Origin of the sequence: Amycolatopsis bullii (assembly GCF_014654205.1) — a bacterium.
Lineage (GTDB): Bacteria > Actinomycetota > Actinomycetes > Mycobacteriales > Pseudonocardiaceae > Amycolatopsis > Amycolatopsis plumensis.
The window spans coordinates 45290-69943 of the sequence record NZ_BNAW01000018.1 but is presented as its reverse complement, the minus strand read 5'-3'; the positions used below and the strand labels follow the sequence as shown (position 1 = coordinate 69943).

The 24654-nt window shown below is 70.4% G+C and carries 24 protein-coding genes; 10 read left to right on the top strand and 14 right to left on the bottom strand.

The annotated features are described in order from the left end of the window. Nucleotides 1-116: 116 nt before the first annotated feature. From nth to IE317_RS21225, 4 genes are read left to right on the top strand one after another with little or no spacing between them, the layout of a single operon-like run. Nucleotides 117-800 (top strand): endonuclease III, encoded by a 684-nt coding sequence (gene nth, locus IE317_RS21240; protein ID WP_229902832.1) that lies wholly within the window; start codon nt 117-119, stop codon nt 798-800. Continuing rightward, nucleotides 797-1396: a TlpA family protein disulfide reductase gene (locus tag IE317_RS21235; RefSeq protein ID WP_191312675.1), complete on the top strand. Its 600-nt coding sequence runs from the start codon at nt 797-799 to the stop codon at nt 1394-1396. Before nth ends, IE317_RS21235 begins: the two co-directional genes overlap by 4 nt. Next, the gene (locus IE317_RS21230) at nt 1393-2091 is read left to right on the top strand and encodes an NUDIX hydrolase (protein ID WP_191312673.1); all 699 of its coding nucleotides are present in this window, start codon (nt 1393-1395) and stop codon (nt 2089-2091) included. Before IE317_RS21235 ends, IE317_RS21230 begins: the two co-directional genes overlap by 4 nt. A gap of 4 nt (nt 2092-2095) precedes the next feature. Then, a complete protein-coding gene (locus IE317_RS21225; protein WP_191312671.1) occupies nt 2096-3280 on the top strand; it encodes a MarP family serine protease in 1185 nt (394 codons plus the stop codon). Here IE317_RS21225 and IE317_RS21220 read toward each other — a convergent pair. Next, the gene (locus IE317_RS21220) at nt 3277-4158 is read right to left on the bottom strand and encodes a GntR family transcriptional regulator (RefSeq protein WP_191312669.1); all 882 of its coding nucleotides are present in this window, start codon (nt 4156-4158) and stop codon (nt 3277-3279) included. The genes IE317_RS21225 and IE317_RS21220 overlap by 4 nt on opposite strands. A gap of 109 nt (nt 4159-4267) precedes the next feature. Between IE317_RS21220 and IE317_RS21215 the strand changes: the two genes are divergently transcribed. Beyond that, nucleotides 4268-5356, top strand: coding sequence for an FAD-dependent monooxygenase (locus tag IE317_RS21215; protein ID WP_191312667.1), 1089 nt, complete (start codon nt 4268-4270; stop codon nt 5354-5356). On the opposite strand, the gene IE317_RS21210 is transcribed toward IE317_RS21215, so the two are convergent. From IE317_RS21210 to nhaA, 3 genes are read right to left on the bottom strand one after another with little or no spacing between them, the layout of a single operon-like run. Next, nucleotides 5343-6269: an alpha/beta fold hydrolase gene (locus tag IE317_RS21210; protein WP_191312665.1), complete on the bottom strand. Its 927-nt coding sequence runs from the start codon at nt 6267-6269 to the stop codon at nt 5343-5345. The genes IE317_RS21215 and IE317_RS21210 overlap by 14 nt on opposite strands. 5 nt (nt 6270-6274) lie before the next feature. Then, on the bottom strand, nt 6275-6766 hold the full coding sequence (locus IE317_RS21205; RefSeq protein ID WP_191312663.1) for a phage holin family protein: 492 nt from the start codon (nt 6764-6766) through the stop codon (nt 6275-6277). Between the two features lie 42 nt (nt 6767-6808). Continuing rightward, nucleotides 6809-8065, bottom strand: a complete 1257-nt coding sequence (gene nhaA / locus IE317_RS21200; protein WP_229902825.1) for a Na+/H+ antiporter NhaA — start codon at nt 8063-8065, stop codon at nt 6809-6811. 189 nt (nt 8066-8254) lie between these two features. On the opposite strand from nhaA, the gene IE317_RS21195 reads away from it, so the two are divergent. Next, a complete protein-coding gene (locus tag IE317_RS21195; RefSeq protein WP_191312661.1) occupies nt 8255-9712 on the top strand; it encodes a peptide MFS transporter in 1458 nt (485 codons plus the stop codon). Here the strand turns inward: IE317_RS21195 and IE317_RS21190 are convergent. Further along, nucleotides 9709-10425 carry a VIT1/CCC1 transporter family protein gene (locus IE317_RS21190; protein ID WP_191312659.1) on the bottom strand — a complete coding sequence of 239 codons (717 nt, stop codon included), beginning with the start codon at nt 10423-10425 and terminating at the stop codon, nt 9709-9711. The genes IE317_RS21195 and IE317_RS21190 overlap by 4 nt on opposite strands. A gap of 118 nt (nt 10426-10543) precedes the next feature. Here IE317_RS21190 and IE317_RS21185 point away from each other — a divergent pair, with 118 nt between their 5' ends. Both IE317_RS21185 and IE317_RS21180 read left to right on the top strand, forming a co-directional pair. Further along, entirely contained in the window at nt 10544-10897 is a 354-nt protein-coding gene (locus tag IE317_RS21185; protein ID WP_191312815.1) for a cupin domain-containing protein, read from the top strand. A gap of 298 nt (nt 10898-11195) precedes the next feature. After that, nucleotides 11196-11471, top strand: a complete 276-nt coding sequence (locus IE317_RS21180) for a hypothetical protein (RefSeq protein WP_191312658.1) — start codon at nt 11196-11198, stop codon at nt 11469-11471. Between the two features lie 54 nt (nt 11472-11525). Here IE317_RS21180 and IE317_RS21175 read toward each other — a convergent pair whose 3' ends face one another. From IE317_RS21175 to IE317_RS21165, 3 genes are all read right to left on the bottom strand, one after another. Next, nucleotides 11526-12011 carry a DUF6319 family protein gene (locus IE317_RS21175; RefSeq protein ID WP_191312656.1) on the bottom strand — a complete coding sequence of 162 codons (486 nt, stop codon included), beginning with the start codon at nt 12009-12011 and terminating at the stop codon, nt 11526-11528. Between the two features lie 143 nt (nt 12012-12154). Beyond that, nucleotides 12155-14146: an acetate--CoA ligase gene (acs, locus tag IE317_RS21170; RefSeq protein WP_191312654.1), complete on the bottom strand. Its 1992-nt coding sequence runs from the start codon at nt 14144-14146 to the stop codon at nt 12155-12157. Nucleotides 14147-14245: 99 nt separating this feature from the next. Continuing rightward, nucleotides 14246-14848: a GNAT family N-acetyltransferase gene (locus IE317_RS21165; protein ID WP_191312651.1), complete on the bottom strand. Its 603-nt coding sequence runs from the start codon at nt 14846-14848 to the stop codon at nt 14246-14248. Between the two features lie 114 nt (nt 14849-14962). Here IE317_RS21165 and IE317_RS21160 point away from each other — a divergent pair, with 114 nt between their 5' ends. Then, nucleotides 14963-15460, top strand: coding sequence for a phosphoribosyltransferase (locus IE317_RS21160; protein ID WP_191312649.1), 498 nt, complete (start codon nt 14963-14965; stop codon nt 15458-15460). Next, nucleotides 15457-16179: an oxidoreductase gene (locus tag IE317_RS21155; RefSeq protein WP_191312647.1), complete on the top strand. Its 723-nt coding sequence runs from the start codon at nt 15457-15459 to the stop codon at nt 16177-16179. The genes IE317_RS21160 and IE317_RS21155 overlap by 4 nt, the downstream gene beginning before the upstream one ends. Here IE317_RS21155 and IE317_RS21150 read toward each other — a convergent pair. The 6 genes from IE317_RS21150 to IE317_RS21125 all read right to left on the bottom strand — a co-directional run bounded on the left by IE317_RS21150 (nt 16176) and on the right by IE317_RS21125 (nt 24247). After that, nucleotides 16176-17267 carry a HoxN/HupN/NixA family nickel/cobalt transporter gene (locus tag IE317_RS21150; RefSeq protein WP_191312645.1) on the bottom strand — a complete coding sequence of 364 codons (1092 nt, stop codon included), beginning with the start codon at nt 17265-17267 and terminating at the stop codon, nt 16176-16178. The genes IE317_RS21155 and IE317_RS21150 overlap by 4 nt on opposite strands. A 55-nt stretch (nt 17268-17322) precedes the next feature. Continuing rightward, the gene (locus IE317_RS21145; protein WP_191312643.1) at nt 17323-18252 is read right to left on the bottom strand and encodes an N-acetylmuramic acid 6-phosphate etherase; all 930 of its coding nucleotides are present in this window, start codon (nt 18250-18252) and stop codon (nt 17323-17325) included. 23 nt (nt 18253-18275) lie between these two features. Continuing rightward, a complete protein-coding gene (locus IE317_RS21140) occupies nt 18276-19250 on the bottom strand; it encodes a MurR/RpiR family transcriptional regulator (RefSeq protein ID WP_229902824.1) in 975 nt (324 codons plus the stop codon). Nucleotides 19251-19488: 238 nt separating this feature from the next. After that, entirely contained in the window at nt 19489-21246 is a 1758-nt protein-coding gene (locus IE317_RS21135; protein ID WP_191312641.1) for a serine hydrolase domain-containing protein, read from the bottom strand. An 11-nt stretch (nt 21247-21257) separates the two neighbouring features. Next, nucleotides 21258-22511, bottom strand: coding sequence for an exo-beta-N-acetylmuramidase NamZ family protein (locus tag IE317_RS21130; RefSeq protein ID WP_191312639.1), 1254 nt, complete (start codon nt 22509-22511; stop codon nt 21258-21260). Further along, nucleotides 22508-24247 (bottom strand): glycoside hydrolase family 3 protein, encoded by a 1740-nt coding sequence (locus IE317_RS21125; protein WP_191312811.1) that lies wholly within the window; start codon nt 24245-24247, stop codon nt 22508-22510. The genes IE317_RS21130 and IE317_RS21125 overlap by 4 nt, the downstream gene beginning before the upstream one ends. Between the last annotated feature and the right edge of the window lie 407 nt (nt 24248-24654).

Sequence of the window (24654 nt, the reverse complement as noted above, 5' to 3'; positions counted from 1 at the left end):
GTCACCGGCTCGTCCGACGGCGCCCGTAGGCTATCGGGGTGCCACCTGCCACCACGAACGCCCCCCGTGAGGGCGCTGGTGAAAGCCGGTTAGCTCTCGTGAGACGCGCCAGGCGGATGAAGCGTTGCCTCGACGACGTGTATCCCGACGCCCACTGCGAGCTCGACTTCACCACCCCGCTGGAACTGCTGGTCGCGGTCGTGCTGTCCGCGCAGACCACCGACGTCCGGGTGAACCTCGTCACGCCCGCGCTGTTCAAGCGCTACCGGACCGCCGCCGACTACGCCGGCGCCGACCGCACCGAGCTGGAGGACTACCTCCGGAGCACCGGCTTCTACCGGGCCAAGGCGAACTCGGTCATGGGCCTCGGCGCGGCGCTGGTCGAGCGCTTCGGCGGCGAGGTCCCGGCCAAGCTCGAGGACCTGGTCACGCTGCCCGGCGTCGGCCGCAAGACGGCCAACGTCGTCCTCGGCAACGCCTTCGACGTCCCGGGCATCACCGTCGACACCCACTTCGGCCGGCTGGTCCGGCGCTGGGGCTGGACGGCGGAGGAGGACCCGGTCAAGGTCGAGCACGCGGTCGGCGAGCTGATCCCCCGCAAGGAGTGGACGATGTTCTCGCACCGGGTGATCTTCCACGGCCGCCGGGTCTGCCACGCCAAGAAGCCGGCCTGCGGCGCCTGCCCGCTGGCCAAGGACTGCCCGTCGTACGGCACCGGCCCGACCGGCTTCGACGAAGCCGCGAAGCTCGTCAAAGGCGTCGAAAAGGACCACATCCTGGCCCTGGCTGCGCCTCGGTGACGAGAGTCACCAAGTTCGCGCTGGCCGCCGCCGTGCTGGCGGTGGCGCTGATCGTCGCGCTGCTGCCCCGCGGGGGTGACGACACCGCCGCGAAGCCGTCGGGGGACCTCGCGCCCGCCCGGTCCGCGGCGGCGCTCCAGCCGTGCCCGGCGCCGGCTGCCGCGCGGCCGGTGAAGCAGCTCGAAGGCGTCACGGCGGACTGCCTCGGCGACGGGGTGCGCGTCGACGTCGGCCAAGCCCTCGCCGGGGCTCCGGCGCTGGTCAACGTGTGGGCGTCGTGGTGCGAGCCGTGCCGGACCGAGCTGCCCGTGCTCCAGGAGTACGCGAAGCAGCCGGGTGCCGTGCGCGTCCTCGGCGTCCAGGTGCAGAGCCCGGCGGAGGACGGCCTGGACCTGCTGGCGAAGCTGGGGGTGCACCTGCCGTCGGTGTTCGACGGGGACGGGCGGAGCGGGCCGGTCCGGACGGCGCTGAAGGTGCCTTCCTCGCTCCCGGCGTCCTACCTGGTCACCGCCGGAGGCGAGGTGCGGTTCATCGCGAATCCTCGCTCGTTCGTGAACACTGACCAGGTGCGCGCGGCAGTCGAGGGGGCATCGTGATCGGACCACTGGTCGAACCCGAGTCGGTTCCCGAGTGGCTCCGGCCGCTGGTCAAGGTGAGCGCCGAGGTCGATTCGAAGACGTTCACCCGGTTCAGCCCACCCGAAAACGCCTACACCCGCCCGGCCGCGGTGCTCATCCTCTTCGGTGAACGCGAAGCCGACGGCGAGCCGGACATCCTGCTGCAGCGCCGCGCCGACACGCTGGGCTCGCACGCCGGCCAGGTCGCCTTCCCCGGCGGCGGCGCCGAAGAGGGCGACGGCGGCCCGATCGGCACCGCGCTGCGCGAGGCCGAAGAAGAGACCGGCGTGGTCCCCTCCGGTGTCCGGCCGGTCGCGGTGCTGCCGGAACTGTTCGTCCCGGTGTCCGGCTTCGCCGTGACGCCGGTGCTGGCGCACTGGGCGGAACCCTCGCCGGTGCACGCGGTCGACCCGGGCGAGACGGCGTCGGTCGCGCGCGTCGCCATCGCCGACCTGGTCGACCCGGCCAACCGGTTCACCGTGCAGAAGAAGGGCGCGCCCTGGAAGGGGCCGGCCTTCGAGGTCGGCGGCCTGTTCGTCTGGGGCTTCACCGCGGGGTTGCTGTCGGTGCTCCTGAGCCTGGGAGGTTGGGAGCGTGACTGGGACTCGGGCGACGTCCGGGACCTCGACGAAGCACTGGCCGCGTACAAAGCGCGGGTAGTGGGCGGGGAGTGACGCGGTGAACTGGGTCGATGTCGTGGTGCTGCTGCTGGCCGTGCTGGCGGGGGTGTCCGGCGCCTACCAGGGCGTGATCATCGCGCTGCCCTCGCTCGTCGGCGTCGTGCTCGGGGCGGTCGCCGGGATCAAGCTCGCGCCGGTCGTGGTGGCGTTCTTCGACGACCCCGTCTGGAAGGTCGCCTTCGCGGTGGCGACCGTGGTCTTCCTGGTCGCCTTCGGCGAGGCGATCGGCGTCTACGTCGGACGGCGGCTGCGGCAGAAGATCAACCCGGTCCGGCTCTCCGGCATCGACAAGACGCTCGGCGCGGTCGTGCAGGCCCTCGTCGTGTTCGTGGTGGCGTGGCTGATCGCGACGCCGCTGACCGCCGTGTCGGGCGCGCCGGGGCTGGCCAAGGCGATCAACAACTCGGTGGTGCTCGGCAAGGTCAACGAGGCCATGCCGGAGGCCGCCCAGGGCTTCCCGAGCCAGCTGCGCAAGCTGCTCGACGCGTCCGGCTTCCCGTCCATCGTGGACCCGTTCCAGAAGGCGCCGACGGCGGACACCTCGCCGCCGGACCCCGCGCTCCAGCGCAGCGGGATCGTCCAGCAGCTGCACGGCAGCGTGGTCAAGATCCGCGGCAGCGCGAGTTCGTGCTCGCGGTCGCTCGAAGGCAGCGGGTTCGTGATCGCGCCGCAGCGGGTGATGACGAACGCGCACGTCGTGGCCGGTACCGACACCGTCGGCATCGAGACGACCCAGGGCGACTACCCGGCCCGCGTCGTCTACTTCGACCCGCAGGTCGACATCGCGGTGCTCGCGGTCCCGCGCCTGAAGGCCGAGCCGCTCCAGTTCGCGCCGGAGACGGCGTCGGCGGGCGACAGCGCGGTCGTGCTCGGCTACCCGCTCGACGGCCCGTACCGGGCGACGCCGGCGCGCGTGCGCGGCCGGATCAACCTCCGTGGCCCGGACATCTACGAGGCGAACACCGTGCAGCGGGACGTCTTCACGGTCCGCGCCGAGATCCGCAGCGGCAACTCCGGCGGCCCGATGGTGACCCCGGACGGCAGGGTCATCGGCGTCGTCTTCGGCGCGGCGGTGGAGGACCCGGAGACCGGCTTCACGCTGACGGCCGAGCAGGTGCGCGCCGAGGTCGACGCGGCGCCGTCGCAGACGACGAACGTGTCCACCGGCTCCTGCGCGGCCTAACGCCGGAACCGCAGCGCCAGGCCGTCGAGCAGGGCCCGCATGCCCAGCTCGAAGATGTCGTCCAGCACCAGGTCGTAGCCGGTCTCGGTGAGGTCGGCGAGCATCCTGGCGAACGTCGGGTGCCCGGTCGTCATCGCCGCGACCGCGGGGGCCTGGTGGTCCATCCAGTCGTCGTCGGTCAGCCCGGACGACGCCAGCGCGCTCTGCTCGCGTTCGAGGTGGACCGCCATTCCCTGGATGTGGCCGAAGAACAGCACGTGCAGGTTGCACAGCGTGGCCGCGTCGACGTTCAGTTCGGCCAGCGCGGACAGGGCCCACTCGCCGTGCACGGCGAGGTTGCGCAGCGGCAGCGGCCGCGTGATCGGCCCCAGCTGGGCCAGCCACGGGTGCCGCCGGAAGAGCGCCCAGAGCGTCCGGCCGCCGAGCGTCAGCCGTTCACGCCAGTCACCGGACGGCTTCGCCGGATAGCCGCGCTCGCCGAACGCGGCGTCGGCCATCAGCAGCACCAGCTCGTCCTTGCCCCGCACGTACCGGTACGGCGCCATCGCCGCCACCCCGAGGCGGGCCGCGACCCCGCGCATGGACAGCGCGCCGAGGCCCTCGGTGTCGGCGATGGCGATGGCGGTCCGCACGAGCTGCTCGCGGGTCAGCCCCCGCTGGCCGCCGCGGCGGTCCCGGTCGGCGACGACCGTGCCGGATCGCGGCTCGGCGCGGACGAGGCCTTCCTGGCTCAGCCGTTCCAGGGCCTTCGCCGCGGTCGCCAGTGCGACGCCGTGCTCGGCCGCGAGCCGCCGCGTGGAGGGCACCCGCGCGCCGGGCGGGAGCTCGCCGCGCGCGATCCGCTCACGCAGTTCGTCCGCGATGGCCACGTACTTCACGGCGGTCTCCTGACCTAGTACAGACAGTCATCTGTACTAGGACAGAAATGGCCTGCGAACTGGCTGTTCTCCACAGTGACGCGGACAAGCGTACAACTCTGGAGGAACCATGCGGAACGTTCTGATCTCCGGCGCCGGTGTCGCCGGCGGCACGCTGGCCTGGCTCCTGGCCCGTGCGGGCTGGGCGGTGACTGTGGTGGATCGGGCGCCCGGCCCGCGCACCGGCGGCCAGGCGATCGACGTGCGCGGCGTCGCGCTCGACGTCGTCGACGAGCTGGGTCTCGGCGACCGGATGCGCGCGTTGCGGACGCGGATGCGCGGGATGTCCGTGGTGGACGGAGACGGCCACGAGCTGTTCCGGTCCGAGGAGTTCACCTACAGCAGCGGACGGCTGGACAGCGCCGACTTCGAGATCCTGCGCGACGACGTCGTCGCGATGCTGCTGGAGGCGCCCCGCGTCGAGTACGTCTTCGGCGACACGATCACCGCGCTCACCGAGGAGGCGCACGGGGTGCGCGTGGAGTTCGAGCGCGGCGGCTTCCGGACGTTCGACCTGGTCGTCGGCGCGGACGGACTGCATTCCGTCGTGCGACGGCTGGCCTTCGGACCCGAGGAGGACTTCACCCGGCACCTCGGGCAGTACCTGGCGATCTTCCCGACGGCCAACTTCCTGGGGCTCGAGGACTGGCAGGTCTGGTTCCGGCACGAGCACACCGGCGGGGTGGTCTACCCCGTCCGGGAGAACACCGAGCTCCGCGTGACCCTGGGCTTCGGCTCGGAACCGCTGCCGCGGCTGGCCGTCCCGGAGCAGAAACGGCTGATCGCCGAGCGGCTCGCCGGGGTCGGCTGGGAGGTGCCGAAGCTGCTGGAGGCGATGGCCGACGCGGACGTCTTCTACTTCGACGCCATGGCTCAGATCCACCTGGACCGCTGGTCGGCGGGCCGGGTCGTGCTGGTCGGCGACGCCGGCTACTGTGCCTCGGCGCTGTCCGGGCAGGGGACGAGCCTCGCGCTGGTCGGCGCGTACGTCCTCGCGCAGGAACTCGGCCGGGGCACCCGCGAAGAGGCCTTCGCGGCCTACGAACGGCGGATGCGGCCTTTCGCCGCGCTGAACCAGGCGCTGGCCACCGAAAACGCCGAAGGTCCGGCCTCGGAAGAGTCGGTGGAGCGGGCGAAGAACGCCATCAGTCTCGCTTGAGGAAGCCCACCAGGGTCGCCGACGTGCGGTCCGGCACCTCGAGGTGGGGGAAGTGCCCGACGTCCGGCCAGATCTCCGGCTCGGCGTGCGGGCCCGCCCAGCGCGTCGACGACGCCGCCGTTTCCGGGAGGATGCAGGTGTCGTCGGCGCCGTGCAGCTGCAACGTCGGTGCCGCGATCCGGGTGCCGACGGCGTCGGTGAACCGGCGGCCTTCGCCGCGGAACTGGGCGCGGAACGCCCACCGGTAGTACTCGAGCGCGCTGTGCGCCACCCCGGGCACGAGCATCGCCTGCCGGAACGCCTCGACGCTGCCGTCGAAGTCCGCGGTGGACCGCCAGCGGCGGCCGGCCCAGCCGCCGAAGAGGTCCGCGACGGCCTGGGCGTCGTCCTTCACCAGCCACTTCTCCGGCGCCATCGGCACCTGGAAACGGAAGAGGTGCCCGGCCGCTCGGCCCTGGCCGCGCCACGGGCGGGCCGCGCCCGAACGCAGGGCGAGCGGGTGGGCGGCACCGATCGCCGTCACCGAGGACACCAGCCGCGGGTGCAGCGCCGCGACCGTCCAGGCGAGCATGCCGCCCCAGGCGTGCCCGACGAGGTGGGCGCGGCGCGCCCCGAGCGACTTGATCAGCCCGCCGACGTCACCGGCGAGCGTCCAGGCGTCGTAGCCGCGGGGCGGCTTGTCCGAGTCGCCGTAGCCGCGCAGGTCGACGGCCACTGCCCGGAACCCGGCGCCGGCCAGTGCCGTCAGCTGGTGGTGCCAGGTCCACCAGAACTCGGCGAACCCGTGCAGCAGCACCACGACCGGCCCGTCGCCGCACTCGGCGACGTGCAGCCGGATGCCGTTCGCGGAGACGTCGCGGTGGACCCACGGGCCGTCGAGCCGGACGATCGACGGGTCGGGGGACGCGTGCAACGCACTCAGTCGCGCGTGGCCACGCCGGCTTCGGGCGCCCGCTGCGGCTTGAGCGCGGCGGCGGTCTCCTTGACGCTGGCGATGGTCCGCTCCGGGGCCTTGAACTTCTTCACCTTGCGGTAGCCGAGGAACCCGGCCGCGCCCGCGACGAGCAGCATCAGGACGAACACGATGCCGAACGCGATCCAGCGGTACCGCACCCACTCGGCCAGCCCCTCGGCCGCGAAGAAGAACAGGAAGAAGGTGCTGTACAGGAAGACCGTCAGGGCGATCAGGAAGAAGACGGCCCCCTTGAGCCCCTTCTTCACCTCGCCGACCAGCTCGGACTTCGCCAGCTCCATCTCGGCCCTGACCAGGGTGGAGATGTGCTGCGTCGCGTCGCCGACCAGGCGGCCGATCGACTGGTCGCCGGGGACGTCGGAGGCGGAGGACAGCGGGAGGTAAGGCACGGCCCCCACGCCGTCGGGACCGGTGCGCTCGTGCTTGGGGCTGCTCACCGGGTCATCGTGCCATGTGTCGCGAAACCGGGCGCGGCGGAGTCACCGCGTGTCGGGGTTCGGGGGTCCAGGGGGCTCGCCCCCGGCTGGGGTCTGGGGCTCGGCCCCAGAAGACACAGTGTCGGACATTTGCGCGTGAACTTTGCTACGGCGGAGTAGCAACGCCGCCGCCAGCAGGGACGCCACCGCCGACGCGATCAGCACCGCCGCCTTCGCCAGTTCGCTCTGGCCGTCCGGCAGCGCCAGCTCCGCGATCAGCAGGCTCACCGTGAACCCGACCCCGCCCAGCACGGACAACGCGGCCAGGTCCCGCCAGCCCATCCCGCGCGGCTTCTCCGCCAGCCGGAACTTCACCGCGAGCAGGCTGGCTCCCAGGATGCCGACGACCTTGCCGCCGAGCAGCCCGGCGAGCACCGCGAGCGGCAACGCCGTCGTGAACACCGCGCCGAGCGCGTCGGCGTTGACCGAGATCCCGGCCGCGAACAGCGCGAACACCGGCACGGCGACCGCCGCCGACCACGGCTGGAGCCGGTGCTCGAGCCGCAGCGCGGGTGCCTCCGCCTCACCCTCGTCGGCGCGGACGCGGGTGAGCAGGCCCAGCGCGACACCGGCGATCGTCGCGTGGATGCCCGCCGAGTGCACGGCGACCCAGGTGATCAGCGCCAGGGGGACGTACAGCCACGGCGTCCGGACGCGGCGGTGCTGCAGGAACGCATACAACGCGAGGGCGGCGACGGCGACGGCCACCGCGACCAGGTCGAAGCCCGTCGTGAACAGCACGGCGATGACGATGATCGCGCCGAGGTCGTCCACCACGGCCAGGGAAAGCAGGAACACCCGCGCGCTCGAGGGCAGGTTCGACGCGGTCAGCGCGAGCACGCCGAGGGCGAACGCGATGTCCGTGGCGACCGGGATCGCCCAGGCCCGCTCGATCCCCGGCGTCCCCCAGCCGACGGCCAGTGCGACGAGCGCGGGGACGACCATGCCGCCGATCGCGGCGACGACCGGCAGGATCGCCTGCTTGAACCGGGAGAGCTCACCGATGACGAGCTCGCGCTTGAGCTCCAAGCCGGCGACGAAGAAGAACAGGGCGAGCAGGCCGTCCTTGGCCCAGTCGCCCAGCGTCAGGTTCAGGTGCAGGAACTCCGGCCCGAGCCGGAAGTCACGCAGGGCGTGGTAGCTGTCCCGCAGCGGCGAGTTGGCCCAGAGCAGCGCGACCGCCGTCGCGCCGAGCAGGATCAGCCCACCGGTCGTCTCGGTGCGCAGGTAGCGGGCGAATTCGCTGAACGGGCGGGTCATCGGGGCGGCTCCAGGGGTTGCTGATCACTGTTGCCGACCAGACTTCCCGGCGCACCTTCACTCGATTTTACCAGTCCTTTGTCACGCATCGTCATGACCGCCGCCACACGGGGTATCGGTGGTGGGTAACCCGGTGGGCTCATAGCATGCGAATCGACAACGAAGTCCCTAGACAAAGGAAGACGAGTTGTGAGCACCTCAACCGAGGTCCAGCAGGACACGAGGTTCTTCGGGCACCCACGAGGACTGGCGAACCTCTTCGGCATCGAGATGTGGGAGCGCTTCTCCTTCTACGGGATGCTCGGCATCCTCGCGCTCTACCTCTACCGGACGGCCGCGGAGGGCGGTCTCGGCCTGCCGCAGGAAGACGCCCTCGGCATCGTCGGCGCGTACGGCGGGCTCGTGTACCTGTTCGCCGTCGTCGGCGCCTGGGTCGCCGACCGGCTGCTGGGTTCCGAACGCACGTTGTTCTCCAGCGCCGTCCTGATCATGATCGGCCACATCAGCCTCGCGGTGCTGCCGGGCCTCGTCGGTGTGGGCGTCGGCCTCGCCTGCGTCGCGGTCGGCAGCGGCGGGCTCAAGGCGAACGCGACGGCGATCGTCGGCACCCTCTACGCCGAGGGCGACGAGCGGCGCGACGCCGGTTTCACGATCTTCTACATGGGCGTCAACCTCGGTGCGTTCGTCGGCCCGCTGCTGACCGGCTGGGCGCAGAAGGACGTCGGCTTCCACCTCGGCTTCGGCCTGGCCGCGATCGGGATGGCCCTCGGCCTGGTCCAGTACACCCTCGGCCGCAAGAACCTCGGCGAGCGCGCGAAGGCGGTGCCGGACCCGCTGCCCGCGTCCCGGCGGCTGCTCGCCGCCGGTGTCGCGCTCGTGCTGGTCGCCGTCGTCCTCGTCCTGCTGCTGACCGGGGTCGTCAACCCGGGCAACCTCGCCGACGTCGTCGTCTGGGTGGTCGGGATCATCTCGGTGAGCTACTTCGTGATCATCCTGGCCAGCCGCAAGATCACCGGGGACGAGCGCAGCCGGGTCTTCTCGTTCATCCCGATGTGGATCGCCAGTGCGGTGTTCTTCTCGCTGTACCAGCAGCAGTTCACCGTCGTCGAGGTCTACTCCGACCAGCGGCTGGACCGGAACCTGTTCGGCTGGGAGATGCCGGTCGCCTGGGTCAACTCGATCAACCCGGTGTTCATCATCGTGTTCGCGCCGCTGCTGGCGGCGTTGTGGACGAAGCTCGGCGAGCGTCAGCCGTCGACACCGATGAAGTTCGTGATCGGCACCGTGCTGATGGGCGTGGCGTTCCTGCTGTTCCTGCCGATGGCGGGCAGCGGCGAGAACGCCAGCCCGCTGCTCGCGCTGATCGGCATCCTGTTCGTCTTCACGATGGCCGAGCTGTGCCTCTCGCCCGTCGGGCTGTCGCTGTCGACCAAGCTCGCCCCGGCGGCGTTCCCGACGCAGATGGTGGCGCTGAACTTCCTGTCGGTGTCGTTCGGCACGGCGATGTCGGGCAAGCTCTCCGAGTACTACTCGGTCGACGACGAGGCGCCGTACTTCGGCACGGTCGGCGGGATCGCCGTCGCCGTCGGCGTGCTGCTGTTCCTGGGCATCCCCTTCATCCGCAAGCTGATGAAGGGCGTTCACTAGCCCACGGTGACCCCGAAGATGACGCCGACGAAGTAGGTCACGACCATGGTGAGCGCGCCGACACCGACGTTGCGGATGATCGCGCGCACCACGTTCGCGTCGCCGAGCCTCGCGCTGATCCACCCGGTCAGCGTGAGGCCGACGACGACCGCGGCGGCGCACGCCCACACCCGCAGGGAGACGCCGGCCCAGGCGATGGACAGGATCGGCAGCAGCGCGCCGACGGAGAACGCGAGCAGCGACGCCCACGCGGCCTGCCACGGGCTGGTGAGGTTGCCGGGGTCGATGCCGAGTTCGGCTTCCGCGTGCGCCTGCAGGGCGTCCTTTTCGGTCAGTTCGCGGGCGACCTGGCTCGCCAGTTCCGGTGAGAGGCCCTTGCCCTCGTAGATCTCGGCGAGCTCGCGCTCCTCGGCCTCCGGCATCGTCTTGAGTTCCTGCTTTTCGAGCCGGAGCAAGGCCTGTTCGGTGTCGCGCTGGGTGCTCACGGAAACGTATTCCCCGCCGGCCATGGAAAAGGCGCCGGCGACGAGCCCGGCGATTCCGGCGGTGAGGATCGTGGTGCTTTCCGTGGTCGCCCCGGCCACGCCGACGACGATGCCGGCGACGGACACGATGCCGTCGTTCGCCCCGAGCACCCCGGCCCGCAGCCAGTTCAGCTTCCCGCCCAGTCCCTGGTGCGGTTCGTGGGCGTGCTCAACGGCCGTATCGGTCACCGGACCAGTGAAACACGGAAGCGGAATGGTGGCGAGACCAGAGTTTTCGGTCAGGTGGGCCTAAATAACGAGTGCCTTACCTAACTGGTCCTGTGTGGACTCTCAGCCGGGCTGGGTCATGATGGACGGCATGGAAGAGCAGGTGTGGCAGCCGCTGGTGACGGTGGAGGGCTTGCCGCTACTCGGCGGCGAAGGCCGGTTCCGGCTGCTGGAGCACGCAGCGAGCGGACTGGCCTACTTGATCCACTACCCGGCGGGAGTGGCGTCACCGCCGCACGCGCACGACCACGACTCGATCGTCTACGTGTTGTCGGGCCGGCTGCGCGGTGCGGTGGACGGCGTGGAGGCCGTCCTCGAGCCGGGTGATTCGGTGGTGCACCCACGCGGGGTCACGCACCACGTCGAGGCCCTGACGGACTCGATGTGGGTCGAGTTCAAGTCACCCCTGCCCGCCCGGCCACCGATCGCCTGACCCTCCAGGTACGCAGGCCGACCCTCCAGGTACGCAGGCCGACCCTTGGGGTGCGCCGAGCCGACTTCCCGGGTACGCGAGTCGATCGCTTGAGCCACGGGTCGGAGTGGTTTTGCTAGCTGATTTTCGGCCGAGCCGCAACCGTCCATCCACAGGTCCGGCTCTTGTCTGTCATCTGGCGCGAGTTGTCCACAGATCGACGAACGGCCGGTTTTCGCAGGTGGGAGCCGATAGACTGGAACTGGGACGTCCCCCCGGAGAGGGTGGGGGCAGCTTTCTTCGGGGCCGGGGGAGGGCGATGCACTTGGAGCTCGGCGAAACAGCGGAACCGACCCGTGGACAGGTGTGGCACGTGCTGAGCGGCCTCGCCGCCGGAAGACTCACCGCCGTCGAAGCCTCCGACTGGGCCGGCCGATGGGTCGGATCGGACTGCAAAGTCGAGGACGAGCTGGTCTTCGACGCGATCCAGAATCTGTGGGGCGCGGACATGCCTGTTGCGCCGGGCGAGTACTTGTACGGCCCGCTCGACTTCCGGGCCTGGCTGGCGGACTTCGAATCACGCCTGAAGCCTTGAAAGCGGAAACGCCCGGCCCGCGGAAAGCGGACCGGGCGTCTCCCGGAGTGAAGCTCAGGCGTCCAGCTCAGCCAGAGCCTGCTTGGCCTTCTCGAGCTCGGCCTCCAGCGCGGCGACCTTCGCGGCCTGCGCCTCGCGGGCCTGGTTGATCACCTCGTCGATCGGGCCGGAGAGGTCGCTGTGCAGCTCCTTCGCCGCGCGCGAAACCGCCGCGGCGGGGATCTCGAGACCCTTGGCGACCCACTTCGAGCCGTTCTTCAGCTCGGCCTGCCACTCGCCGTCGGCGGTGCCGGTCACCGTCAGGGTCAGCTCGACCGTGCGGGTCTTCTTCGCCGTCGACGCCGTCGCCGCGCCCTTCGGGCGGCCGCGCTTCGGCTTCGGGGCCTCCTCGGCGGCGGGCTCGGGCGAGTCCTCCGAGGGGGCCGGGGACGCGGACTCGGTGACGGCCGCCTCGTCGGCGGAAACCTCCGAAGCCGGAACCGGAGCGGAAACCGGAGCCGAAGCCGTTTCCTCGTCGTGCGTCAGGACATCCACGGTCATCGTCGTGTCGTCTCCTTGCCCGGGAAGTGGGTGTGGTTCGCGGCACAGCGTAGAACATGCGTTCGACTCGTGCCACTCGGGGGTGTCATGGCAGAGCCCTCCCGGCGCGAAGCCGGAAGGGCTCTGACGAGGAGAACGCTAGCTCACTCCTCCGACTTGCCCGTCTTCAGGCCCGACGAGATCAGGTCCATCACCGTCGAGTCGGCCAGCGTGGTGACGTCGCCGACCTGCCGGTTCTCCGCGACGTCGCGCAAAAGACGGCGCATGATCTTGCCCGAACGCGTCTTCGGCAGCTCCGGCACGACCATGATCTGCCGCGGCTTCGCGATCGGCCCGATCTCCTTCGCGACGTGGTTGCGCAGCGCCTGGATGGCCTCCTCGCCGCCGGCAGCGCCACTGTCGGCGTTGCCGCGCAGGATGACGAACGCGACGATGCCCTGGCCGGTCGTCGGGTCGGTCGCGCCGACGACCGCGGCCTCGGCCACCGTCGGGTGCGAGACCAGCGCCGACTCGACCTCGGTCGTCGAGATGCGGTGGCCGGACACGTTCATCACGTCGTCGACGCGGCCGAGCAGCCAGACGTCACCGTCGTTGTCGTACTTCGCGCCGTCGCCGGCGAAGTAGAAGCCCTGGTCCTTGAACCGCGACCAGTAGGTGTCCTTGAAGCGCTCCTCGTCGCCCCAGACCCCGCGCAGCATCGACGGCCACGGCTTGTCGAGCACCAGGTACCCGCCACCGCCGGGCCCGACCTCGGCACCGGTGTCGTCGACGACCTTCGCGGAGATGCCCGGCAGCGCCTTCTGCGCCGAGCCCGGCTTGGTCGGGGTGACGCCGGGCAGCGGCGAGATCATGATCGCGCCGGTCTCGGTCTGCCACCACGTGTCGACGATCGGGGTCCGGCCCGCGCCGATGTTCTCGCGGTACCAGATCCACGCCTCGGGGTTGATCGGCTCGCCGACCGAACCCAGCACCCGCAGCGACGACAGGTCGTACTTCTCCGGGATCTCCGCGCCCCACTTCATGAACGTGCGGATCAGCGTCGGCGCGGTGTAGTAGAGGGAGACCTTGTACTTCTGGATGATCTCCCAGTGCCGGCCCTCGTGCGGGGTGTTCGGCGTGCCTTCGTAGACGACCTGCGTGACGCGGTTGGCGAGCGGGCCGTAGACGATGTAGCTGTGGCCGGTGATCCAGCCGATGTCCGCGGTGCACCAGTAGACGTCTTCGCCGGCCTTGTGGTCGAAGACGTTGTGGTGCGTGTACGCGGTCTGCGTCAGGTAGCCGCCCGACGTGTGGAGAATGCCCTTCGGCTTCCCGGTCGTCCCGGACGTGTAGAGGATGAACAGCGGGTGCTCGCTGTCGAACGCCTCGGGAGTGTGCTCTTCGGACTGTCCGTCGACGAGCTCGTGCCACCACAGGTCGCGGCCGTCGGTCCACGGGACGTCACCCTCGAGCTGGTCGCCCGTGCGCTTCACGACGACGACCTTTTCGACGGTCTCGGCGCCTTCGAGCGCTTCGTCGACATTGGCCTTCATCGGCGCGGCCTTGCCGCGGCGGAACTGGCCGTCGGAGGTGATCACGACCTTCGCGGCGGCGTCGTCGACGCGCGCCCGCAGCGCCGTCGGGGAGAAGCCGCCGAAGACGACGTTGTGCAGCGCGCCGATCCGCGCGCACGCGAGCATCGCGAAGATGGCCTCGGGGACCATCTGCAGCTGGATCGCCACGACGTCGCCGGCGGTGACGCCCAGCGACGCGAGTGCGTTGGCGGCCTTGGAAACCTCGGTCTTCAGCTCGGCGTAGGTGATGTCCCGGGTGTCACCCGGCTCGCCGACCCAGTGGATCGCGACCTGGTCGCCGTGGCCGGACTCGACGTGCCGGTCGACGCAGTTGTAGGCGACGTTCAGCTTGCCGCCGACGAACCACTTCGCGAAGGGCGCATTGGTCCAGTCCAGTACCGTGGTCCACTTCGTGTCCCACGTGAGCCGCTCGGCCTGCTTGGCCCAGAACGCTTCGCGGTCGGCGTCCGCTTCGGCGTAGAGATCGGCCTTCGCGTTGGCCTGGCCAGCGAATTCGTCGCTGGGCGGGAAGGTGCGGCTCTCGGTGAGCAGGTTGTCCAGGGCGGGGGACTGCTCGGTCATGGTTGCAAGGCCTCCTGTAGTGCGCCGAAACGACGGCTAGCGGCACGCTAGCGACGTTAGTCCGCCTTGTAAAAGGTTGCACCCACGTGACCCGCCGGTTCACCGTGCCCGGCGAGCCCCGCTGACTAAGCGTTCGTTCAGCCGGGCCTTGGCGGCGGGCCATTCCGGCGCGAGCATCGAGTAGAGGACGGTGTCGCGCGACGACCCGTCCGGCCGGATCCGGTGCGCGCGCAGGACGCCTTCGCGAAGCGCGCCAAGCCGTTCGATGGCGCGTTGCGAGCGGAGGTTCCGGATGTCGGTCTCCCACGCGACCCGTTGCGCGCCAAGGGTTTCGAACGCGTGCGTGAGCAGCAGCAGCTTCGACTCGGTGTTCAGCCCGGTGCGCTGCCAGTCCGCGCCGATCCACGTGTGCCCGATCGACAGGATCCGGTGCTTCTCGACGACCTGGTAGTACGACGTCGTCCCGGCGACGCGGCCGGAGGCGGGGTCGAGCTGCACGAAGGGGCGGCGGTCGGGGTCGGCGAGCGCCTGCTCGACCATCCGCTCGGCGGCGGGAAGATCCCCCGGCTGCCGGATGCTCAGCCACGCCCAGATGCCCGGGTCGGCGCCGGCCTCCAGGAGGCCCTTGGCGTGCTCGGGGGACAGCGGCTCCAGGCGGACGTGCTCGCCGGAGAGGGTCGGTTGCGTGGTCCAATCGCTCACGCGATCACGGTAGTTCGGCCAGTGGCTGCTCAGGAGAGCCAATTTCTGATCATTTCAGGAGTCCACTTCCGCGTTGCCTATGCTCGGCGGACCACGACGGGAAGGGCGGGCTCGATGGCCGAGGAGCGGGAAGAGCTGAGCTGGGAGCTGTTCGGCACGGCGAGCCGTGAACTGGCTCACACCATCGCCGAAGACGGCTTCGCGCCGGACCTCATCCTCTCCATCGCCCGCGGCGGCCTGTTCGTCGCCGGCGCCCTCGGCTACGCGCTCGACGTGAAGAACCTGCACGTGATGAACGTCGAGTTCTACACCGGCGTCGACCAGCGCCTCGACCTGCCGGTGATGCTGCCGCCGGTGCCCAACGTCGTCGACCTGACGAGCAAGAAGGTGCTGATCGCCGACGACGTCGCCGACACCGGCGCCACGCTCAAGCTGGTCCGCGACTTCTGCCTCGAGCACGTCGCCGAGGTCCGCTCGGCCGTCGTCTACGAGAAGCCGCACTCGACGGTGAAGTGCGAGTACGTCTGGCGGCACACCGACCGCTGGATCAACTTCCCGTGGTCGGTGCTGCCGCCCGTGGTCACCCGCGAAGGACAGGTGCTCGACGCATGAGCGACCCCTTGAAGCCGCTCCTCGACCTCGAAGGCGTCGCGGCGGCGGCGAAGTCCGCACAGGACGCGGTGTTCGCGGTCCACCGCCTCCCGGCGAACCTCCGCGGCGGCGCGGCGACGGCGGCCGAAGCGTCCGTGCGCGCCGCCCGCGCGTCCGCGGGGATCGAAGGCGCCAATCCGGAACTCCCGGTCGACGGCGCGGTCGCCGACCCGGTCCTGGCCGGCGCACTGCGCGTCGCGGAGACCCTCGAGACGCTGCTGCCGACGTGGCGCCGCGCACCGCTGCAGGCGTTGGCGCGCCTGCACGTCCTGGCCGCGGCGGACCTCGTCGACGACCTCGATGCGCTGGGCCGCCCCCAGTCCGGCGGCGGCCGGCTGGAGCTGCTGGCCCAGCTGGTGACCGGAGCGACCTCGGTCCCGGGCCCGGTCCTGACCGCGGTGGTCCACGGGGAACTGCTGGCGCTCAAGCCGTTCGGCAGTGCGGACGGCGTGGTCGCCCGCGCGGCCGCCCGCCTGACGATGGTCGCGACCGGCCTCGATCCGAAGTCGTTGAGCGTGCCCGAAGTGGCCTTCTTCCGCCGGGTCCCGCGTTACCTCGAGGCGGCGGAGGGATTCGCGAGCGGGACGCCGGAGGGCGTACGCGCGTGGCTGCTCTTCTGCTGCGAAGCGTTCGAAGCGGGCGCGCGCGAAGCGAAGAGCATCTCCGACGCGGCTTCTTAGCCGGTCAGCTTCGCCGACCACTTCTCTTCGATCCGCCCGAACCGCCACACCGCCAGCGCGACGACCCAGGTCAGCACGAACAGCCCGACGATCCCGAAGCCGACGTAGTCCAGGTCCACCGAGGCGATCGCGGCCAGCGGCCCGCTCGTGATGTCCAGCTTCTCGGCGAGGATCGACACCAGCTCGATCGTCCCGATGAGCAGCGCCACCGCGACCGACAGCGCGGTCACCGTGAGGTTGTAGAAGATCTTGCGCACCGGCTTCGCGAACGCCCAGCCGTAGGCGAAGTTCATGAAGCAGCCGTCCACGGTGTCGAACAGGCTCATCCCGGCCGCGAACAGGATCGGCAGCACGAGGATCGCGTACCAGGGCAGCGCGAACGTCGCCGCGCCCGCGGCCAGCACGAGCAGCCCGATCTCGGTCGCGGTGTCGAAGCCCAGCCCGAACAGCAGCCCGACCGGGTAGATGTGCCACGGCTTGCGCACGGCCTTCGTCGCCCCGCGCAGCAGCCGGTTCATGAGGCCGCGGTTGTCCAGCTGCCGCTCCAGCGCGGCCTCGTCGAACTCACCCCGGCGCATCTGCCGGAAGACCCGCAGGATCCCGACCAGCACCACCAGGTTGAGGATCGCGATCACGTACAGGAACACCCCGGACACCGACGTCCCGATCACGCCGGTGGCCTGGTGCAGCGCCGACGAGTCGTCCTCGACCTGCCCGGCCAGCGCGCGGACGCCCAGTGACAGCAGCAGGCAGAGCACGAAGACGATCGTGGAGTGGCCGAGGGAGAACCAGAACCCGACCGACAGCGGCCGCTGGCCGTCGCCCATCAGCTTGCGGGTCGTGTTGTCGATCGCGGCGATGTGGTCGGCGTCGAACGCGTGCCGCATGCCCAGCGTGAACGCCGTGACACCCAGGCCGATCCCGAACACGCCCGAGGTGCCCAGCGCGTAGTGGTGCGGCGCGACGAACGCCGTGAGCACGCCCCAGCCCACGACGTTCAGCAGCAGGACGAACCCCGCCATCCCGCCGATCGACACCCACTCGCGACGCGACAGCCCGCGTCGCGAGTCCTCGTCCGTGCCCGCCATCGCCCACCAGCCTTCCCGCTCATCTGAGAGGTTAGACAGGTGAACAGATGAAGATCTAGCTAGCTCGCACCCTGAGAGTGTCCAGCGCCTTGCGCACGTGCCCGCCGGTCGTGTGCAACGCCTTCGCGGCGCTCTTGACGTCCTCGCCGGACAGCAAGTGCACCAGCGCCACCTTGAGGTCGCCCCCGGCCTCGGTGAGCGCGTCCGAGCAGTCCGCCATCGTCATGCCGGTGGCTTCCTGCAGGATCCGGATGGTCCGGCCGCGCAGCTTCGCGTTCGTCGCCCGCATGCTGACCATCAGGTTGGAGTAGGTCCGGCCCAGCTTGATCATCGTCGCGGTGGAGAACGACGTCAGGATCATCTTCTGCGCCGTGCCCGCCTTCATCCGCGTCGAGCCGGCGATCGCCTCCGGACCGGTGTCGACGGCGATGAGCACGTCCACCCCGGCCGGCTTCGCGGCCTTGGCGTTGCCCGAGACCAGGCCGGTCCGGGCGCCCTGGCGCGAAGCCGCGGCCAGCGCACCCAGCACGTACGGCGTCCTGCCCGACGCCGTCAGCCCCAGCACGAAGTCACCCGGTTGCACCATCGCGGCCATCTCGGCGGCGCCCGCCGCCGAGTCGTCCTCCGCGTTTTCGACGGCCTGGCGCAGCGCGCGCTCGCCGCCGGCGTGGTGCGCGATGAACCAGTCGCCCGGCACGTTGAACGTCGGCACCAGCTCGGCCGCGTCCAGGGTGGCCAGCCGCCCGGACGTGCCCGCGCCGACGTAGTGCACCCGGCCCCCGGCCCGCAGGGCGTCCACCGCGTGGTCCACCGCGCGCGCCACCTGGGGCAGCACCGCGGCCACGGCACCGGGGACCGTGCGGTCCTCGGCGTTGATCGCGCCCAGGATCCCCGCGGTGGACATCAGGTCGATGTCCTTGGTGCGGGGATTGCGGGTCTCGGTCGGCGAATCGACGTGCACCGCCTGCACGGGGACGGTCATCATGCGCCTCACATTTTCTCCGGTCATTACTTGCCGGTTTCCCGCGGACGGCGACGACCGTCCGGCCTGACCCCCAAGCGGTGCGATCCGACTGCGTCCCTGGTCGCGTCCAGCGCGCTGACCGACGCGTCCATGTGCCGCTGCGCGACCCCGATGAACAGGCAGTCGATGACGGTGAGCTGGGCGATCCGGCTCGCCGTCGCTCCCGAACGGAACGTGGTTTCCCGGGCCGCGGTCGTCAAAACGTGATCGGCGACCTCGGTGATCGGGGAGCGCGGGAAGTTCGTCACGGCGATGGTGCTCGCGCCGTGCTCGCGCGCCACCCGCAGCGCCTCGACGGTGTCGGTGGTCGCGCCGGTGTGCGAGATGCCGATCGCGACGTCACCGGGGCTCAGCACCGCGGCCGAGGTGAGCATGATGTGCGTGTCCGACCACGCGAAGCACACGCGGCCGATGCGGTGCAGCTTCTGCTGCAGGTCGGCGGCGACGAACGCGCTGGCGCCGACGCCGTAGACGTCCACGCGGCCGGCGTTCGCGACGACCTCGATCACCCGCTCGAGGGTGGCGACCTCGAGCTGGTCGGCCGTCTCCTCGACGGCGCGGGCGTCGGCGAAGCTGACCTTGCCGATCACCGCGGCCAGGTCGTCCTCCGGGCCGATCTCTCCGCCGAGGTTGCGCGTGGTGCGCGCCTCGGTGCGCGCGGTGTCCGCGGCCAGCGCGATGCGCAGCTGCGGGTACCCGCCGACGCCGACGGCCTTGCAGAACCGGGTCACCGTGGTCTCGCTCGTGTTGGCGGCCAGGGCCACCTCGGTGATGCTGCGCCGCGCAACGGATGCGGGGTCTTCCAGCACCACCTTGGCCACGCGCTGTTCGGCGCGGGCCAGGCCGGGGAGCAGCGACCGGATCCGCACCAGCGGGCTGGAGTCCGCGTCCCGCACGGCCGTCTGGACCGATACGGGCTCGGACAGTGCCGTGCCGGCTACGGATTCGGTATCACTCACCGTCGGAAAGTTACTAACCGTTGGCATCTGCGACAAGGCTACCCACACCCTTCGGTCGGATCGCAACCCGTCCGTGTCTGCGGATCTGGATTTGCGATTAATCACTGACCAGAAAGTCGCCAACCAGGTCGACCTTGTTAACGAGGTCAAGCTAACGACTTGGCAACTTAGTGTCGCGGTGCAAGCGGCAAGCGGACGGTAAAATCCGGCTTGCGGTGGACATTCGGCGACCGGCCGGTCACCGAGAGGTCAACTGCCAACCCTCTGCAACGAAAACAGCGGGGTCTCGTTCACCGTCGAGGAGTGATCGGCCGCTCTCGGTGACTTTCACACCGTCGACCGAAACGCCCCGTCCCGTGTAACTCGGGTCGGTGCTGTAACGCCAGCGGAGGCTCACCGACGCGCCTTGCGGCAGTGTGCCGACCGCCCGCCACCAGGCACGGTGCCCGTGTCCGGAGAGCGACGTCACGGTTCCGGAGGGTGCCCCCGGTCCCGAAACCGAAAGGGCGATCGGTTGCCAGTTCACGCCGTCGGTGCTGGCCTGCAGCTGAAGTGGATCACCGCTGCCCTCGGTGTCCACGAAAGCAGCGAACGACACCCGCGCTTGATCGCTGTGCGTAGTAAATGCGCGAGTACTGAGCGTAGCAACGCTGGCGTTACCCAGCGTGCTCGCCCAGGCGTCCTTTCCGGCGACCGGCCGCACCGCCATGGCCCTGGCCAGCGACGTCGCCCAGACCTGGCGGGCGGTGTTGATCGAGCCCCAGTTCCGGGACGGGTGCACCCGGTTGGTCAGCAGGATCGCGAACGACCGGGATTCCGGGTCGATGACCAGCGTCGTTCCGGTGTACCCGGTGTGCCCGGCGGTGACCGGCGACGCCAGCGCACCCATGTACCAGGGCTGGTCGAGCTCGAAGCCGAGGCCGTGCGAGTCGTCCGGGAACTGCTGGTTGTAGTTCGTCAGCATCCGCCGGACGGTCTCCGGCCGCAGGATCCGGTGCCCGCGGTAGCTGCCGCCGTTGAGGATCGCCTGGGCGAGGACAGCCATGTCGCCGGCGGTGCTGAACACGCCCGCGTGTCCGGCGACGCCGCCGAGCGACCACGCGTTCTCGTCGTGCACGCTGCCGCGCACCATTCCGCGCGGCGGGTTCGCCTCGAACTCCGTCGCGGCGATCCGGTTCAGCTTCGCGGCGGGCGGGTTGTAGCCGGTGTCGATCATGCCGAGCGGCGCGGTGATCCGGTCGTGGACGACCTTGTCCAGGGACTGCCCGGTCAGCTTCTCGACGATGAACCCGAGCGTCAGCAGGTTGATGTCGGAGTAGAGGTACGTCGTCCCCGGCTTGTTCTTCAGCGGGCTGTCGAGCACGGCCTGGCGGCGCGACGGGATGTCGGGGTAGCCAGCCCAGAGCGACGGGATCGGGTCGGCGTCGAAGCCGGAGGTGTGCGTGAGCAGCATCTTGACCGTGATGGCGGCCTTGTCGCCGGTGGCGAACTCCGGGAAGAAGCGGCTGACCGGGGTGTCGATGGTGAACTGCCCGCGTTCGACCAGCTGCAGGACGGCGATCGAGGTGAACAGCTTCGAGATCGAAGCCATGTCGAAGATCGTGTCGTTCTTCATCGGGACCTGCTGGGCGGGCGGCAGTTCGGTGCCCTGGGCGTCGGCGTACCGCAGCGCGCCGCCCACCGCGTACCGGTCGACGACCACGCCGTCGTGCGCGAGCAGGCCGACCGCCCCGGAGAAGTGCGGGTGCCCGGAGGAGTCCGGCCTCGTCCAGCTCGCCAGGAAGTCCTCGGCCGCCTTGATCGGCGCCGGGTCGAGATCGACGTCCCGGGGCCGTCCGTCGCGCAGCGTCGTCCACGGCGGGGCGAACCCCTGCTGCGGCCGGTCGAAGCGGCCGGTCACCGGGTCGTGGCTGGTGATGGCGCCGGCTCCCGAGGTCAGTGTGGTCAGTGCGACCAGTACTCCGGTGGCCGCGACGAGCACCTTCCTAGCACGCACGAGTCTCCCCCTCAGCGGTAGAGCAGGTAGTGGCGGCGTCTCCGGTCGAATGCGGCCAGCTCGGCCCGCCAGGCGCCGGTGACCTCGTCGACGCCCGCGCCGGCGTCGACCATGGTCCGGAGCCGGTCGGACCCGGACAGCTTGTCGATGTAGTTGTCGGGGCGCCACGCGAACACGTCCGGGTGCACGGCCTTCGCCGTCACGAGCATGGCGACGGCCGTCCGGATCGCGTCGAAGGCCCGCGGGTCCTCGACGCTCAGCTGCACGCCTCCGCACGTCTGGTTGACGAACTTGCTGAACGTGGGGACGAAGTACGTCTCGCGGAACTTCGCTCCGGGCAGCTGCTCGTCTTCCAGTTTCTCGCGCCAGCGCCAGTCGAGCCCGGGCGCGCCGATGATCTCGAACGGCCGGGTGGTGCCGCGGCCCTCGGAGAACACCGTGCCTTCGAACATCCCGGTGCCCGGGTAGACGAGCGCGGTGTCCGGCGTCGGCATGTTCGGGCTCGGCAGCACCCAGTTCAGCCCGGTCTGCGCGAAGAGCGTGTCACGCCGCCAGCCGCGGACCTGGACGACGTCGAGCTTCACCTTTTCGGCCGGCAGGAACTCTCCGGCGAAGAAGCGGGCGAGCTCGCCGACGGTCATGCCGTGCTGCTGGGCGATCGGCTGCCGCCCGATGCCCGAGGCGAACTTGGGGTTGAGCACCGGCCCGGCCGCCCGGCCGCCGAGCGGGTTCGGCCGGTCCAGCACGACGAGGGTGGCGTGGACCTGCGCCGCGGCCACCATCGCCGTGTAGAGCGACCAGATGTAGGTGTAGAACCGGGCGCCGACGTCGGCGATGTCGAACACCACCGTGTCGACGCCGGCCTTGGTGAACAGCGAAGCGAGCTTCGTCGCGTCGACGCCGTACGCGTCGTAGACCGGTATGCCGGTGCGTGGGTCGGTGTAGTCGCCTTCGGAACCGCCGGCCTGCGCGCTGCCGCGGAAGCCGTGTTCCGGGCCGAAGGCCGCCACCGGTTTCACGCCGGCCGCGACCATCGAGTCGACGATGTGGTCGCCGTTCAGCAGCACGCCGGTCGGGTTCGAGAGCACGCCGAGCTTGCGGCCCTTCAGCGGTCCCCAGCCCTGCGCGGCCAGCTGTTCGGCGCCGGTCAGGACGCGGCTCGGGTGTGCTGCGTCCGGTTGCGCTCCGGCGACGGCCGAGCCGCCCGCCAGCATCGGGACGGCGAGCGCGCTCGCGCCGAGGAAGTGCCGCCGGTTGAGGTTCACCACGTCAGCCCGTGGCCGAAGGGGTACTTCACGGTGTGCACGTCGGCCCCCGCCGGGATGTCGACCGGCAGCTTCCCGACCGGCTTCGTCTCGCCGAGGACCACCTTGGCCAGCGCTTCGAGGGTCGGCCCGATGTAGCCGTAGGTGGCCAGCCACGTCTGCACGGCGCTCGGGTACCCGGCGTCGTACGGGATCTGCGCGGCGACCGCGACGACCGGCTTCCCGGTGGCCTGCAGTGCGTCGAGCAGCTTGGTCTGCAGGGGGTAGGTGGCGATGTTGTTGGTCAGGACGACGACGAGGTCGGCGTTCTGTGCCTGGGCGACGGCCTGCGCGACCTGGGCGTCCGTCGGGGTCTGGCCGGTCTGGAAGGCCGTCGCGGCCGTGCCGTGCGCGGTCAGCTTCTGGGCGAGGTTCGCCGTCGTGGAGACGCCCCAGCCGGTGACGAGCGCCGTCGCGGGCTTCTGCTTCAGGGGCAGGAGACCGGCGTCGTTCGCGATGGCCGTGATGCCGCGGTCGGCGATGTCCTGCGCGGTCTTGAGGCTGGCCGGGATGCCGACAGTCTTCATGACCTTGTCCGGGTTCACGAACGGCGAGAACAGGATGCCGCGCTTGAACTTCAGCTTCAGCACGCGCAGCACGCTCTGGTCGATCCGCCGCATCGGGATGTCACCGGACCTGACCGCGGCGAGGACCGAGTTGATGGCGAGCTCGAGGTGCACCGGCATGAGCAGCTGGTCGACGCCCGCCTTGAGCGCGAGCACCGGGATCTCGGCGTCGCTGTGCAGCTTGCGCACGCCCTCCATCTCGAGGGAGTCGGTGATCACGACGCCGTTGTAGCCCAGTTCGGTGCGCAGGCGGTCGGTGATGATCGGCTTCGACAGCGTCGCGGGTTCGAGCGACGGGTCGAGGCTCGGGAACTGGATGTGCGCGCTCATGATCGAGTCGACGCCGGCCGCGATCGCGGCCTTGAACGGCGGCACGTCGTTGGTCCGCCAGTACGCCTCGGTGCTGTCGATCCGCGGCAGCCCGGTGTGGCTGTCGGTCGGTGCGGCGCCGTGCCCGGGGAAGTGCTTGGCCGTCGCCGCGACGGACTTCGCGAAGCCCTTCAGCTCGGCGGTGACGAAGTCGCTGGCCAGGCCCGGCTGGCCGGAGAAGGACCGGACCCCGATGACCGGGTTGACGGGGTTGGAGTTGACGTCGGAATCGGGCGCGAAGTCCTGGTTGATCCCGACGGCACGCAGCTCCCGGCCGAGGATGGTCGCGGCCTGCGTCGCGCGGTTCGTGTCCCGCCCGGCGGAGATGGCCATGGCGTTCGGGAACTCGGTGGCCGGCGCGCCCATCCGGGTGACGGTGCCGCCCTCCTGGTCGGCGGCGATCTGCAGCGGGATGTGCGCCCCGCTGGTGATGGCGGCCTTCTGGAGGCCGTTGGACAGCTTCGCGACCTGCACGGGGTTGTCGAAGTTGTCGCGCGTGGCGTTGTCGAAGTAGATGACCCCGCCGAGGTGGTACTTCGCGACGACCTGCGCCGGGGTGTCGACGCCGAAGTCGGCCTGGTTCTTCGGGTTGACCTCGTCGGCGGTCTTCCCGTTCACCCAGGTCACGAACAGCTGCCCGACCTTCTGCTCGAGCGTCAGCCCCCGCAGCGCCTGCGTGGCGGCGGCCTCGGCCTGCGCTTCGGCGCTCACGCGCGGTGCGCTCGCCGCGGACGCGACACCCACACCAGTGAAGGCGAGCACCCCCGCGACGGGCAGGGCGAGCGCATGGAACCTCCGATTTCGGGTCGTCACGACCAGCCTCCCAGAAGTAGCGGGCGCCGGTCGGGACGTCAGAAGTCCACCCGGAGGCGCCAATATCGGGAAGCTACTCACCGAATCCGGCGCTGTCCATCGACCGACCGCACGAACGGCCCAGTCGTACCCGGATCGGTAGCCAAGCCGACCCTCCAGGTACGCAAGCCGACTCTCCAGGCACGCAGGCCGACCCTCCAGGTACGCGTGATGCCCCTTCAATCACGTGTGATGCCCCGCCAGTCACGCGAGATTCCCCGCCAGTCACGCGAGATGCCCGGAACGTACCCCCGGAATAGACGAGGCGGCGCCCGTGGCCGAAGCCACGGGCGCCGCCTGCAAGCGCGAACTTCTCG

Coding starts and splice junctions, on each gene's coding strand:
- nth (WP_229902832.1), top strand. CDS start 117: ATGAAGCGTTGCCTCGACGACGTGTATCCCGACGCCCACTGCGAGCTC.
- IE317_RS21215 (WP_191312667.1), top strand. CDS start 4,268: ATGCGGAACGTTCTGATCTCCGGCGCCGGTGTCGCCGGCGGCACGCTG.
- nhaA (WP_229902825.1), bottom strand. CDS start 8,065: ATGACCCGCCCGTTCAGCGAATTCGCCCGCTACCTGCGCACCGAGACG.
- IE317_RS21185 (WP_191312815.1), top strand. CDS start 10,544: ATGATGGACGGCATGGAAGAGCAGGTGTGGCAGCCGCTGGTGACGGTG.
- IE317_RS21180 (WP_191312658.1), top strand. CDS start 11,196: ATGCACTTGGAGCTCGGCGAAACAGCGGAACCGACCCGTGGACAGGTG.
- IE317_RS21175 (WP_191312656.1), bottom strand. CDS start 12,011: ATGACCGTGGATGTCCTGACGCACGACGAGGAAACGGCTTCGGCTCCG.
- acs (WP_191312654.1), bottom strand. CDS start 14,146: ATGACCGAGCAGTCCCCCGCCCTGGACAACCTGCTCACCGAGAGCCGC.
- IE317_RS21160 (WP_191312649.1), top strand. CDS start 14,963: ATGGCCGAGGAGCGGGAAGAGCTGAGCTGGGAGCTGTTCGGCACGGCG.
- IE317_RS21155 (WP_191312647.1), top strand. CDS start 15,457: ATGAGCGACCCCTTGAAGCCGCTCCTCGACCTCGAAGGCGTCGCGGCG.
- IE317_RS21150 (WP_191312645.1), bottom strand. CDS start 17,267: ATGGCGGGCACGGACGAGGACTCGCGACGCGGGCTGTCGCGTCGCGAG.
- IE317_RS21145 (WP_191312643.1), bottom strand. CDS start 18,252: ATGATGACCGTCCCCGTGCAGGCGGTGCACGTCGATTCGCCGACCGAG.